Consider the following 13,180-nt stretch of genomic DNA (forward strand, 5'->3'; position numbering starts at 1 on the left):
GCGCCCGCTCCTGGTTGGGGCCGGGGCGGGGTAAGCCCGCGCGGCACGGGGCTTTTCGGGGCGGGGGGCGCCCCCCCCCGGGGGCCCCCCCCCCCCCGCGGGGGGGGGGGGGCCCCCCCCCGGCCGGGGTCAGAAGGAGATCTGGTTGATGGTCTCCGCTATCGAGTTCATGAACCTGTTGATCGACGGCGCCATGCCGGTCGACGCCAGGAAGAAGCCGAAGAGCGCCGCGACGATCGCCGGCCCGGGCTTGATCGAGCCGCCCCGGATCAGGACCACCAGGATGATCGCCAACATCAGCACCACAGACAGTGAAATGGCCACGACTGCTCACACCCTTGGTCGGTCCGCCTTGCCGGCCCGGAGGTGTGCGGCCTAGCACTCCTCCGTCCCGTCCATCGTGCCACCAACTCCCCTGTGGTCGCTGCCGGGTGACGGATCGAAGTGACGGGATCGCGCCATCCTTGCGCCCCGCGCGCACTCGGGGCGCACAGCCGCACGAGGGGTCGCACTGCGCCCGCCCCCGCCCCGCGGGCCCGCGCACAGCGTTCCGCATTCCTGTGATTGAACTGTGAATCGATCATTCACAATGGCTTGCGAATGTGACGGTTTCCATACCCACACACTTCATCCACATGCAATTCCAAGCTTCAGGTGCGATTAAATTCACGGCCCTCAACTGCCTGCCGATATGCACCATTTAAGGTGGATTAATCGGTGCATAGCGGGCGGTTGCTGGTGGTTTCACTTTCGATTGGGGCAGGAACGATCGATATCTCGGAGCGGTTTTACGAATTGCAATCGGGGCGTCTAAGGTGCGTGAGATGTTCCACGCTCCGAACGTATTTCAGAGGGCCCCGCTCCCATCGGCGACCCGGGAGTCGGAGCCCAGACACCGAGGGACGACGACAGCCACCGCGCCACCCACCGCGCCGGTGGCGAACAAGCCGCCGGGCGCCGCACCGGCGAAGCGGCGTGATGCCTACTTCGACAACGTCAAATACCTGGCCATCGTGCTCGTCGCGGTGGCGCACTCGTGGGAACCGGTGATGGACGGCAGCCGGACCGCCCGGGCGCTGTACATGGTGGCGTACACCTTCCACATGCCGGCGTTCATCATCGTCTCCGGTTACTTCTCCCGCTCCTTCGACATGTCCGCCGCGAAGGTGAAGCGCCTGGTCACCGGCGTCGCCGTGCCCTATGTGGTGTTCGAGACGGCGTACTCCCTGTTCAAGCGGTACGCGGACGACGCGGCCGATCAGTCGATCAGCCTGCTCGACCCCTGGTACCTCACGTGGTTCCTGATCGCGCTGTTCGTCTGGCGGCTCACCACGCCGATCTGGCAGGCGCTGCGCCATCCGCTGCCGGTGGCGCTGGTCATCGCCGTACTCGCCTCCGTCTGCCCGACGATCGGCGACGACCTCGATCTCCAGCGTGTCCTGCAGTTCCTGCCGTTCTTCGTGCTGGGGCTGCGACTGAGGCCCGAGCACTTCGAGCTGGTGCGCCGGCGTGAGGTGCGGACGGCCGCGCTGCCGCTGTTCGCCGGGGCCCTGCTGTTCGCGTACTGGGTGGCGCCCCGGATGCAGCTGGGCTGGTTCTACCGCAGCAACAGCGCGCAGGAGATGGGCGCGCCGTGGTGGTCCGGCGCCGTGATGACCCTGGCGATGTTCGGCTGCGCGCTGCTGCTCACCATCGGCTTCCTGGCCTGGGTGCCGCGCCGCCGCATGTGGTTCACGGTGCTCGGCGCCGGCACGATCTGCGGCTATCTGCTGCACGGCTTCCTGATCAAGGGAGCCGGGTACGCCGGGGTGTTCGACGTCTACGACTGGCTCGCGGCCCCCGTCGGCCTGGTCCTCGTCTCGGTGGTCGCTGCGGTCGCCGTGACGCTGATGTGCACACCGCCGGTGCGGCGGGTGCTGCGCCCGGTGACGGAGCCGGACATGGACTGGGCGTTCCGGCGGGCCTCCGCCCGGCTCTGAGCCGGGCGGAGAAGTGGATCAGCCCTTCACCGTGTTGGCTTGAACCGATTGCTCGGCGGGCGATTCGCCCGGGGTGAGCCCCAGCATCGCCCGTACCTGCGCATACTTCTCGGTCAGCCGGGTACGGGTCGCCGGTTCCAGCACGGCGAGGCGGGCCGGGTCCGCGTTGTGCGCCAGGTCGGACTCCTTGACCAGCAGGGCGCCCGGGGTGTCCAGGATGCGCCGGGTGTACGCACGGAGGTCCTCGCCGTCACGTCTGGTGACGGCGAGGACCATGTCCTTCACCTGCTGCGGCAGCGCCGCCTCCGCCAGCCACCGGGCCGGCAGCGCGTCGTCCTCGACCGCGTCGTGCAGCCAGGCCGCGGCGATCTGGTCGTCGCTGCCGCCCCGGACCCGTACCCCCTCGGCGACCGCGGCGAGGTGTTCGGTGTACGGGCGTCCCGCCTTGTCCCGCTGCTCGGCGTGGGCCTCGCGGGCGATCGCCTCGACTTCGGCCAGGGTCAGATGGGCGTGCGGCTCGGTCATGGGCCGACTCTACGGACGGGCCTCCGTCCTGCGAAGGGCGGCCCGGGCCGGGATCAGGGCGGCGGCGAGGCCGAGGCCGATGATCGCGGCGACGAAGGTCCCGAGCAGGGCCGGCGGGATGTACGGCGACTCACCGGTCAGGCCCTTCATCATCGGGAAGAGCGTGGCCAGGGCGATGGCGATGCCGAGCGCGGCGCCGGCCACGGTGACCAGCAGGGCCTCCCAGCGGATCATGCCCATGACCTGGCGGCGGGTGGAGCCGACCAGCCGCAGCATCGTCAGTTCGCGACGGCGGTCCAGGACGGTCATCACCAGGGTGTTGACGGCGGCGACGGCGGCGAACCCGCCGAGCACCGAGGCCATGACGGTGTTGGCCCAGGCGTTGAGTTCGCGGTCCCTGTCCTGTGCGGCGGCGTAGCCGGAGCGGTCGGTGACGGTGCCGAGCGCGGTGAGCTTCTGTGCGGCGGCGGGAGTGGCCCGCACCAGCACGTCGGAGACGTACGACGAGGTCAGGTGGGCCTTCAGATCGGCCGCGGGGAACGTGACGAGGCTGGTGCCGAGGCCGCGTCCGTAGACGGCGACGATCTTCGGGGACGCCTTGGTGCCGTCCGGCAGGCGCAGGGCGAGCCGGTCACCGGTGCCCAGATCCGCCGAGTCGGCGAGGGTGGTGTCGACGGCGACGGTGCCGGGCCGCAGACCGGTGAGCGATCCGGTCCTGACGTCGAGGTCCTGGACCTCGGCGAGGTCGTCGGCGGAGCCGGTGATCCCCTGGGCCGAGGTGCTCTGGAGCCTGCGGTCCCCGCCCGATCCGGTGGGCACCAGGACGGAGCTGCGGAGCAGCCCGACGGCGGTCGTGACACCGGGTGTGGCGGCGGCCCGTTCGGTCGCGTCGGAGGCGAGCCCGCCCGGGGCGGAGACGATGTGGTCGGCGGTGACGGCGTCACGCTGCTGGTGAGCGACCACCCGCTCCTCGCTGGTCTGCATGAAGACGAGTGTGGAGGAGAAGGCCATGGCGAGCACGATCGGAGTGATCGCGGAGGCCAGTCGGCGCGAGTTCGTCATGGAGTTGGCGGCGGCCAGCGAGCCCGACGCGCCTGCCGCGCGCAGCGGGAGGCCGATGAGGGCGGCGCAGATCCGGGCGATCAGCGGACCGAGCAGGCCGACCGCGAGCATGAAGAACATGACGACGCCGAGTGCGGCGTTCGCCGCGTCCTCGCCACTCGTGGACGCGGCGACGCCCGCGAAGACTCCACCGCCGACGAGGGCGGCGATACCGAGCGGGGTGCGGATCCAGCCGAACGGGGGGTGTTCCACGGCGGCCTGTGCGAGCGCCTGCCCCGGCTTGCTCTTCGACGGCTTGCGGGCGGCGAAGTATCCGGCGCACAGCGCGGTGAGCATCGTGGCGGCCGTGGCGACGGTCAACGGCAGCCAGGAGACGCGCAGACCGACGGGCCCGGGGATGGCTCCCCGGTCCTGGAGCTGCCCGAACCACCAGTGGGCCAGGGCGATTCCGGGCAGGCAGCCGAGCGCTCCGGCGAGCGGGGCGACGAGCAGGGATTCGGTGGCGATGGAGCGGCGCAGCTGGCGCGGGGTGGCACCGATGGCGCGCAGCAGGGCGAACTCGCGGCTGCGCTGGCCGACGGAGAGGGCGACCGTACCGGCGGCGGTGAAGACGGCGACCATGGTGGCGATGCCGCCGAAGGATCCGCCGAGGCCCACGAGGACTTCCGAGGCGCCCGCGAGTCCCGCGTCCTCGACGGCGCCCCGGCCGTCACCGGTGTGGACCTGGGCGGTGGCGGTGCGGCCGACGGCATCGCGCACCTGGCCGGCGAGGGTGTCGGTGGTGGTGCCCCGGGCGGCGAGTACGGCGATGGCGTCGACCCGGCCGGGGTGGCCGGAGAGCTCGACGGCCTGCCGGTCGGTGAACCAGACGGTGACGTCGGTGGCGGTGGTGCCCGCGACGCGGAACTCCCGCGCGCCGGCGGGGGTGTCGAGGGTGATCTGCTCGCCGGCCCGGGCCCCGGTGGCGGTGGGTACGACGACTTCGCCGGTACCGGGCGCCTCGCCGGTGAGCAGCCGTGTACCGGTGAGGGCGGCGGAGCCCCAGCCGTGAGCGGTGAGGGAGGTGCCGCCCTGTCGTACGGAGTAGCTCACGTCCCCGATCGCGGCCGCCGCGCCGGGGGCCGCGGCGATCTTGCCCACCAGGGATTCCGGGAGTCGCGCGGTGTCCGGTACGGGTTGGGCCGCGTCGTACGAGCCCTCGCCGGTGCCGACCGTCATGTGGACCCGCTGGTCGGCGGCGACCACCACGGGGGCCTTCGCGTAGCGGTCCGCGGGGACGGAGGCGCGCAGGCCGGTGTCCAGCAGGATGCCGCAGGCGGAGACGACGGCCGCGGCCAGCAGGAGCGCGACGAAGGTCCCGATGAACGACGAGGGTTTGAAGCGGACGGCCGCGCGGGCGAGGCCGTTCGGGGCGTGCGGGCTGAACATCAGGCTGCTGCTCCTGCGTGGGCGGGGACGGTCCGGGCGGTCAGTGCGGCCATCCGGGCGGCGACCTGCGCGGCGTCGGCGCGCGGCAGGCGGTCCACGATCGCGCCGTCGGCGAGGAAGAGCACCTGGTCGGCGTAGGCGGCGGCGGCCGGGTCGTGGGTGACCATGACGACGGTGGCGCCGAGGCCGTCCACCGCGTTGCGGAGCAGGGCGAGGATCTCGGCGGCGGTGGTGGTGTCGAGGGCGCCGGTCGGCTCGTCGGCGAAGATCACGTCGGGGCGGGTGACCAGGGCACGGGCGACGGCGACGCGCTGCTGCTGGCCGCCGGAGAGCTGGGAGGGGCGGCGGCCGCCCTTGTCGCCGAGGCCGACCCGGGTGAGCATCTCGGCGGCGTCGCGGCGGCCGCGGGCGGAGCCGGTGCGCTGTCCGGCCAGGCGCATCGGCAGGACGACGTTCTGCTCGACCGTGAGGGACGGCAGCAGGTTGAAGGACTGGAAGACGAAGCCGAGGCGGGTGCGGCGCAGTTCGGTGAGCCGGTTCTCGCTCAGGCCGGTGATCTCGGTGCCGCCGAGGCGTACGGAGCCCTCGGTGGGGCGGTCGAGTCCGGCCGCGCACTGGAGGAAGGTGGACTTGCCGGAGCCGGAGGGGCCCATCACGGCGGTGAAGGTGGCGCGCGGGAGGGCGAGGTCGATGCCCCGCAGCGCGTGGACGGCGGAGCCGCCGCGGCCGTACTGCCTGCGGACACCGCGCAGTTCGACGGCGAGGTCCACGGGCGCGGGCCCGTGGTGGAAGTCCGCCGTGTACTGCCCGTCCTGCGCGCGCTGCCTGCTGCGTCGCAGCCCCATGATGTCCGCCTTCCGTTGCTCGACGGCCGCTTCTTCGACCGTGATTCGAACCTACGGAGCCGGGCGGATCGGGAACATGGCGGCTGCTGGCGGATCGAGGGTGGGGAAAACCCCAGGTCCGCCCGGGGGAAGGCGGATCCGGGGAGGTCGGGGCGGGGGTCCTGGGGCCGGCACCCGGCGGGGCGGACAGCCGACGCCTTGAAGGGGCACACAGTTGCAAGGTCAATCGTTCGGTAAACTAATTACTGACGCTTTCTTGACACTCTCTTGACTTGACGAAGGACTGGGCTCATCGGACACGCAGACACGCTCATCGCCATGGGCGGCGCCTTCCTGGCCGCCGCCGTTCTCGCCCGCGTCGGCAGCCGCATCGGACTGCCGACCATCCCCCTGTTCATCCTGGCCGGAATCCTGCTCGGCCCGCACACCCCCGGGATCGTGCTCGTCGCCGACCCGCACGAGCTGGAGATGCTCTCCGCGCTCGGTCTGGTGCTGCTGCTCTTCTACCTCGGCCTCGAATTCCACCTCGACGACCTCAAGACCGGCGGCCGCAAGATGGCCGTCGCCGGTGGCACCTATCTCGCCCTGAACGTCGGCGCCGGGCTCGGCTTCGGCTTCGCGCTGGGCTGGGGCACGTCCGAGGCGCTGGTCCTCGCCGGTGTGCTCGGCATCTCGTCGTCCGCCATCGTCACCAAGGTCCTGGTCGACCTGGGCCGGATCGGCAATCCGGAGACCAAGCCGATCCTCGGCATCATCGTGGTCGAGGACGTCTTCCTCGCCCTCTACCTGGCCGCCCTCCAGCCCATCCTGTCGGGCGCCGACAGCCTCTCCGCCGCGGCGGTCGACGGCGGCAAGGCCTTCGGCTTCCTGCTGCTGCTCGCACTGGCCGCCCGGTTCGGCACCGCGGTCATCGGCAAGCTGATCAACACCCGTGACGACGAACTCCTGGTCATCTCCTTCCTCGGTGCCGCGGTCCTCGTGGCCGGCGTCTCGGAGTGGTTCGGGGTCGCGGACGCGATCGGCGCCTTCATGGTCGGCCTGATGCTCGGCAGCACGGCCTCCGGGCCACGCATCCTCAAGCTGGTCCACCCGCTGCGGGACGCCTTCGGCGCGATCTTCTTCTTCGCCTTCGGGCTCTCCATCGACCCGGGCGATCTGCCGACCGTGCTCTGGCCGGTGCTGGCCGCCGTCGCGGTGACCCTGGTGATGAACGTATGCGCGGGAATCGCCGCCGCGAAGGTCTACTCGTTCGGTCCGCAGGCCACCGCGAACATCTCCACCACGCTGGTGGCGCGCGGCGAGTTCGCCCTGATCCTCGCCACGATGGCGGCGGCCGCCGGGCTGGACGAGCGGCTCTCCCCGTTCATCGCGGGCTACGTACTGCTCCTCGCGGTCCTCGCGCCGCTGGCGGCCGGGCGCTCGCACTGGCTCGCCCGCATCCTGCCGGGCGGGCGGGGCCGGGACGAGGACAGCGACAGCCGATCCGGGAAACTCCCGGTCCCGGCCTGAGCGGCACCCGTGGCGTTCCGGGGGCAGGGAGAGCGGCTTCGGCCCGCTCGGCCCCGTGCCCGGAGGCGCCCGTGCCCGGAGGACCCGGTGCCGGTGTCGGTGCCGGTGCCGGTGTCGGTGTCGGCGCCCGTGTCGGTGTCGGTGTCGGCGCCCGTGTCGGTGTCGGTGTCGGTGTCGGTTCAGGACCTGCGCGAGAGCAGCAGCAGCGCCCGGTCGTCGTTGACGTCCTTGGCACACGCCTCGATCAGATGCCAGGCCGCGCCCTCGAACCCGGTGGCGACATAGCGGTCGGCCTCGCCGGTCAGCCGGTCGATGCCCTCCGCGATGTCCCGGTCGGACGCCTCGACCAGGCCGTCCGTGAAGAGCATCAGCACGTCGCCGGGGGCCAGCGAGCCCTTCACGGCGTCGAACTGCGCCCCGTCGTACACCCCCAGCAGCGGCCCCTCGGCCGCCTTCTCCTCCCACTGGCCGCTGCCCGAGTGGAGCTGGAGGGCGGGCGGGTGGCCGGCCGACAGGAGTTCGTAGTCGCCCGATTCGAGGTCCAGGACCAGATGGATCGAGGTGGCGAACCCCTCGTCCCAGTCCTGGCGCAGCAGATAGCCGTTGGCCGCCGGCAGGAAGCCGTGCGGGGGCAGCGAGCCGAGCAGCCCGCCGAAGGCGCCGGACAGCAGGAGGGCGCGGGAGCCCGCGTCCATGCCCTTGCCGGAGACATCGGTGAGCACGGCTTCCAGGGTGCGCCCGCCGTTGGTGCGGGCGGCGACGACGAAGTCCCCGGAGAAGGACTGCCCGCCCGCCGGGCGCAGCGCCATCTCGCGGTGCCAGCCCTGCGGCAGCCGGGGCAGGGCGCTCTGGACCCGGATGCGTTCGCGCAGGTCGAAGAGCATGGTGCCGCCGCGCCGCCACGGCACCCCGACCCTGGCCCGGAACTGGGCGAGGATCAGTCCGAAGAAGCCGCAGGCCGCGACCACCAGGACGATCCCGGGGGTCACCCGGGCCGGGCCGTCGCCGTACGGGCCCAGCGCGACCGACTCCACGATCAGGGCGGTGGCGGCGGTCGCGTACAGGCCCAGCAGACTGGCCGGGCGCAGCAGCAGGCCGCCCGCGACGATCGGCAGGACGAGTGCGGCCGGGGAACACCACACCGCGTCGAAGAGGGTGGCGCAGGTGATGGCCGGAATCGTGAGCAGCAGACCTGCCAGCGCGATCCAGTCCGATCCGTCGCCGCGGAAGTAGTCGACCCCGGACTTGCGCAGCGCGATGCGTGCCCGGTGCGCCGATTTCCGCAATCGGGCCGGGTACGTGTCTGCTCCTGCGCGACGTGCCATTGCGGGGACCTTATCCACCCGGCCGCCCGAGGTGCAGGGGGACCCCGCGACAATGCGTTCGAAATCGGGTCGCCCCCAGCGCCTTGCCCCTGGTAGGCATGGCCCATGACTACTGAGCTTCGCGTACTGCGTCCGTCCGAATGGAACCAATGGTTCGAGTGTCTGGAGCTGGCGTTCGGCGGGGACCCGGAGACGCCCGAGGAGCGCGAGCTGTTCGAGCAGCTGACCGAGCACGAACGGTCGCTCGGTATCTGGGACGGTGACGACGTGGTCGGCACGGCGGGGGCGTTCAGCTTCCGGGTCGCCGTGCCGGGTGGGGCGCTGGTGCCCGCCGCCGCGATCACGATGGTGAGCGTCGCCTCCACGCACCGCAGGCGTGGGCTGCTGACCTCGATGATGCGCCGGCAGCTGGACGACATCCGCGCGCTGGGCGAGCCGTTCGCCGTGCTGACGGCCTCGGAACCGGCGATCTACGGCCGGTTCGGCTACGGTCCCGCCTCGCGGCAGATGTCCATGACGATCGAGAAGGACCGGATCCGGCTGGACGTGCCGCCGGGCACGGACGAGGTCCGGCTGCGCCACGCGAAGCCGGACGAGGCGATGGCCGCGTGCGAGAGCGTGTACGAGCGGCTGGTCTCCGGCCGTCCCGGCGTCCCGGTCCACGGGCCCGGCTGGGAACGCAAGCCCATGATCGACCCGGTCTCCGGCCGCCAGGGCTCCTCGGCACAGCAGTGCGTGCTGGCGGAGCGGGACGGGGAGATCGTCGGCAATGTGACGTATCACATCAAGCCGGAGTGGGAGCCGTCCGGTCCCAAGGGCACCATCGTGGTCAACGATCTGGCCGCCCTGGACCCGGCGGCGTACGCGGCGCTGTGGCGGTTCGTCTTCGAGATCGACCTGATGACGACGGTCGTGGCCCGCAACCGCCCGGTCGACGACGCGGTGCTGCACCTGGTGTCGGACGTGCGGCGGTGCAACATCCGGGTCCGCGACTCGCTCCACGTGCGCCTGGTGGAGCTGGGTGCGGCGCTGGAGGCCCGGACGTACCGGGGCCCGCTGGACGTGGTGTTCGAGGTGGCGGACGCGTTCTGCCCCTGGAACGAGGGGCGTTGGCGGCTCACGGCCGACGAGAAGGGCGTCGCGTCCTGCCGCCGGACCGACGACCCGGCCGATCTGGAGCTCTCGGTACGGGAGTTGGGCTCGGCCTATCTGGGCGGCGAGTCGCTGAGCTCGCTGGGGCAGGCCGGGCGGGTACGGGAGCTGCGGGCGGGCGCGCTGGCGGAGGCGTCGTCGGCGTTCCTCTCCGACGTGGCGCCGTGGCTGCCGCGGGGGTTCTAGGGGCCTTCCAAGGGCTGTCCCGCAATTCCTGGCGGGACAGCCCTCAGCGCTTCTGGCACCCCGGGCACCAGAAGAGATTGCGGGCGGCGAGGTCGGCGGTGCGGATCTCGCCGCCGCAGATGTGGCAGGACTGCCGGGCCCTGCGGTAGACGTACACCTCGCCGCCGTGGTCGTCGACGCGCGGCGGGCGGCCCATCGCCTCCGGCAGGTGCTCGGGACGGACCGTGTCGATCCGGTTGTTCCGCACGCCCTCGCGCATCAGCACCGCCAGGTCCGCCCAGATCGCGTCCCACTCCGCGCGCGTGAGGTCCCGGCCGAGGCGGTACGGGTCGATCCCGTGCCGGAACAACACCTCCGCGCGGTAGACGTTGCCGACCCCCGCGATGACCTTCTGGTCCATCAGCAGGGCCGCGACGGTGATCCGGCTGCGCGAGATCCGCAGCCAGGCCCGCTCGCCGTCCTCGTCGGTCCGCAGCGGGTCCGGTCCCAGGCGCTCGTGTATCGCGCGCTTCTCGGGCTCGGTGATCAGCGCGCAGGCCGTCGGGCCGCGCAGATCCGCGTGGTGCTCCTCGTTCAGCAGTCGCAGCCGGACCGTATCGGTGGGCGGCGGGGCCGGGACCGTACCGAATCCGAGCTTGCCGAACAGGCCCAGGTGGATATGGACCCAGCCGGCGCCGTCGAAGCCGAGGAAGAGGTGCTTGCCGTGGGCGTCCACGTCGGCGAGGGGCCGGCCGTCGAGCAGCGCGGCGCCCGCGGCGAACCTGCCCTGCGGGCTGCTCACCCGCACCGGGCGCCCGGCGAACCTGTCCCGGTGGTCCGCGGCGAGGCGGTGGATCGTGTGTCCCTCGGGCACGGCGTCGGCTCTCCTCGGTGGGTGTGCGGGGGCGGACATGGCTGTGCCGCCGGGGGCACCGGCGGCACGGGGGTGGAGGCCGGTCAGCCCTGCTGCGGGTGGTGGGCCGGGATCGGAGGGAGCTCGCCGGTCGTCTCGTACGCCGTCAGCATCTCGATGCGACGGGTGTGACGCTCCTCGTTGGAGTACGGGGTGGCGAGGAAGATCTCGACGAACCTGGTGGACTCCTCCACCGAGTGCATCCGGCCGCCGATGGCGACCACGTTCGCGTTGTTGTGCTCGCGGCCCAGGGCGGCGGTCTGCTCGCTCCAGGCCAGCGCGGCACGGACGCCCTTGACCTTGTTGGCGGCGATCTGCTCGCCGTTGCCGGAGCCGCCGATCACGATGCCGAGGCTGTCCGGGTCCGCGGCCGTCCGCTCGGCGGCACGCAGGCAGAACGGCGGGTAGTCGTCCTGGGCGTCGTAGATGTGGGGGCCGCAGTCGACGGCCTCGTGGCCCTGGGCCGTGAGCCACTCGACGAGGTGGTTCTTGAGTTCATAGCCGGCATGGTCCGAGCCGAGGTACACGCGCATGCTCCGAGTGTGGCACGTGCGACGCGGGGTAGCCGCCATCGGGGTCGGAACCTTCCGGCCGTCCGCCCGGGACCTGCGGCGGACCCCGGGTGACCGCGCCGCGCACGGATTCCGTGTGAGCGCGGCCACATGGGCAACGATCGGGTCAACGATTCGGAGGAAGGGGTTCCGCTTCTACCGTTCGCCGGGCTTCAATGCATCACTCGCTGTCGCACCCCACTGCGGCGGCCGGGCGCGCATCGCGTGATCCGAGAACGTAAGGATTCGATCCATGACGTCGCAGACGACCACGGCCGGGCCGGTCGACCGGCCGGCCGAGCCGGACTCCCCCCACTCCCCGGACGGTCTCAAGCCGGGACTCAAGAACCGCCACCTCTCGATGATCGCCATCGGCGGTGTGATCGGCGCGGGTCTCTTCGTGGGCTCCGGCGCCGGTATAGCCGCCGCCGGACCCGCCATCCTGCTGTCGTACGCGCTGGTCGGCCTGATGGTCGTCTTCGTGATGCGGATGCTCGGCGAGATGGCCGCGGCCCGCCCCAGCTCGGGCTCCTTCTCCGCCTACGCCGACCAGGCGCTGGGCCGCTGGGCCGGTTTCTCGATCGGCTGGCTGTACTGGTTCTTCTGGGTCGTGGTGCTCGCCGTCGAGGCCACGGCGGGTGCCAAGATCCTGGAGGGCTGGGTGCCGGGCGTCCCACAGTGGGCGTGGGCGCTGATCGTGATGGTGGTGCTGACCGCGACGAACCTGGTCTCGGTCGGGTCGTACGGCGAGTTCGAGTTCTGGTTCGCCGGGATCAAGGTCGTGGCGATCGGCGCCTTCGTGGTCGTCGGACTGCTCGCCGTCTTCGGGGTGCTGCCCGGCTCGGACAACCCCGGCGCGGGCTTCGCGCACCTCACCGACAGCGGCGGGTTCTTCCCCGAGGGGCCGGGCGCCATCCTCACCGGTGTGCTGATGGTCGTCTTCTCCTTCATGGGCAGCGAGATCGTCACCCTCGCCGCCGGTGAGTCGGAGGACCCGCAGCGCGCCGTCCAGAAGGCCACCAACAGCGTGATCTGGCGGATCGCCGTCTTCTACCTGGGCTCGATCTTCATCGTGCTCACGCTGCTGCCGTGGAACGACGCGTCGATCGTGAAGGACGGCAGCTATGTCGCCGCCCTCAACTCCATCGGCATCCCGCACGCCGGACAGGTCATGAACGTCATCGTTCTCACCGCCGTGCTGTCGTGCCTGAACTCCGGCCTCTACACGGCCTCCCGGATGGCCTTCTCGCTCGGCGGCCGCGGGGACGCGCCGAAGGCGTTCGCCCGGACGAACAAGCGGGGCGTGCCGCAGGCCGCGATCCTGTCCTCGGTGGTCTTCGGCTTCGTCGCGGTGTTCTTCAACTACAGGTGGCCCGACACCGTCTTCCAGTTCCTGCTGAACTCCTCCGGTGCGGTCGCGCTGTTCGTCTGGCTGGTCATCTGCTTCACCCAGCTGCGGATGCGCGGCATGATCCTGCGCGAGTCGCCGGAGAAGCTGGTCGTACGGATGTGGCTCTTCCCGTACCTGACCTGGGCGACCATCGCGATGATCTCGTTCGTCCTGGTCTACATGCTGACCGACGACAGCGGACGTCAGCAGGTACTGCTCTCGCTGCTCGTCGCGGCGCTGGTGGTGGCGATCGCACTGGTCCGCGAGGCCAGGAACCGCCGGAACCGGGCAGCCGGTAGGACACCCGCCAATACCTGACGGCGGTTGTCAGGTTTA

11 protein-coding genes are annotated in these 13,180 nt (G+C 71.5%); 4 read left to right on the forward strand and 7 right to left on the reverse strand.

The genetic code is table 11. The features are described 5' to 3' along the window. Positions 1-129: 129 nt before the first annotated feature. The gene (locus tag ACGF8B_RS20095; protein ID WP_124717718.1) at positions 130-324 is read right to left on the reverse strand and encodes a hypothetical protein; all 195 of its coding nucleotides are present in this window, start codon (positions 322-324) and stop codon (positions 130-132) included. A 500-nt stretch (positions 325-824) separates the two neighbouring features. Here ACGF8B_RS20095 and ACGF8B_RS20100 point away from each other — a divergent pair, with 500 nt between their 5' ends. Then, a complete protein-coding gene (locus ACGF8B_RS20100; protein WP_392740173.1) occupies positions 825-1,979 on the forward strand; it encodes an acyltransferase family protein in 1,155 nt (384 codons plus the stop codon). A gap of 18 nt (positions 1,980-1,997) precedes the next feature. Here the strand turns inward: ACGF8B_RS20100 and ACGF8B_RS20105 are convergent, their stop codons facing one another. Genes ACGF8B_RS20105 through ACGF8B_RS20115 form a run of 3 tightly spaced genes read right to left on the reverse strand, consistent with a single transcriptional unit; the run spans position 1,998 to position 5,839 of the window. Beyond that, positions 1,998-2,504, reverse strand: a complete 507-nt coding sequence (locus tag ACGF8B_RS20105; protein WP_392740176.1) for an HD domain-containing protein — start codon at positions 2,502-2,504, stop codon at positions 1,998-2,000. A gap of 9 nt (positions 2,505-2,513) precedes the next feature. After that, positions 2,514-4,994 (reverse strand): ABC transporter permease, encoded by a 2,481-nt coding sequence (locus tag ACGF8B_RS20110; protein ID WP_392740178.1) that lies wholly within the window; start codon positions 4,992-4,994, stop codon positions 2,514-2,516. Beyond that, a complete protein-coding gene (locus tag ACGF8B_RS20115; protein WP_392740181.1) occupies positions 4,994-5,839 on the reverse strand; it encodes an ABC transporter ATP-binding protein in 846 nt (281 codons plus the stop codon). The genes ACGF8B_RS20110 and ACGF8B_RS20115 overlap by 1 nt, the downstream gene beginning before the upstream one ends. Before the next feature lie 318 nt (positions 5,840-6,157). Between ACGF8B_RS20115 and ACGF8B_RS20120 the strand changes: the two genes are divergently transcribed. Next, complete coding sequence (locus tag ACGF8B_RS20120; protein WP_392740183.1) at positions 6,158-7,348, forward strand: cation:proton antiporter; 1,191 nt, start codon at positions 6,158-6,160, stop codon at positions 7,346-7,348. 179 nt (positions 7,349-7,527) lie between these two features. On the opposite strand, the gene ACGF8B_RS20125 is transcribed toward ACGF8B_RS20120, so the two are convergent. Continuing rightward, positions 7,528-8,673 carry a PP2C family protein-serine/threonine phosphatase gene (locus ACGF8B_RS20125; RefSeq protein ID WP_392740186.1) on the reverse strand — a complete coding sequence of 382 codons (1,146 nt, stop codon included), beginning with the start codon at positions 8,671-8,673 and terminating at the stop codon, positions 7,528-7,530. Positions 8,674-8,778: 105 nt separating this feature from the next. On the opposite strand from ACGF8B_RS20125, the gene ACGF8B_RS20130 reads away from it, so the two are divergent. Continuing rightward, entirely contained in the window at positions 8,779-10,011 is a 1,233-nt protein-coding gene (locus ACGF8B_RS20130; RefSeq protein ID WP_392740188.1) for a GNAT family N-acetyltransferase, read from the forward strand. Positions 10,012-10,054: 43 nt separating this feature from the next. On the opposite strand, the gene ACGF8B_RS20135 is transcribed toward ACGF8B_RS20130, so the two are convergent. Beyond that, positions 10,055-10,864, reverse strand: coding sequence for an Fpg/Nei family DNA glycosylase (locus ACGF8B_RS20135; RefSeq protein ID WP_392740190.1), 810 nt, complete (start codon positions 10,862-10,864; stop codon positions 10,055-10,057). Between the two features lie 83 nt (positions 10,865-10,947). Next, positions 10,948-11,436 carry a ribose-5-phosphate isomerase gene (locus tag ACGF8B_RS20140; RefSeq protein WP_342283107.1) on the reverse strand — a complete coding sequence of 163 codons (489 nt, stop codon included), beginning with the start codon at positions 11,434-11,436 and terminating at the stop codon, positions 10,948-10,950. 271 nt (positions 11,437-11,707) lie between these two features. Here ACGF8B_RS20140 and ACGF8B_RS20145 point away from each other — a divergent pair, with 271 nt between their 5' ends. Continuing rightward, a complete protein-coding gene (locus ACGF8B_RS20145) occupies positions 11,708-13,162 on the forward strand; it encodes an amino acid permease (protein WP_392740194.1) in 1,455 nt (484 codons plus the stop codon). Positions 13,163-13,180: the final 18 nt, after the last annotated feature.

Source organism: Streptomyces sp. NPDC047917 (genome assembly GCF_043204345.1).
GTDB lineage: Bacteria > Actinomycetota > Actinomycetes > Streptomycetales > Streptomycetaceae > Streptomyces > Streptomyces sanglieri.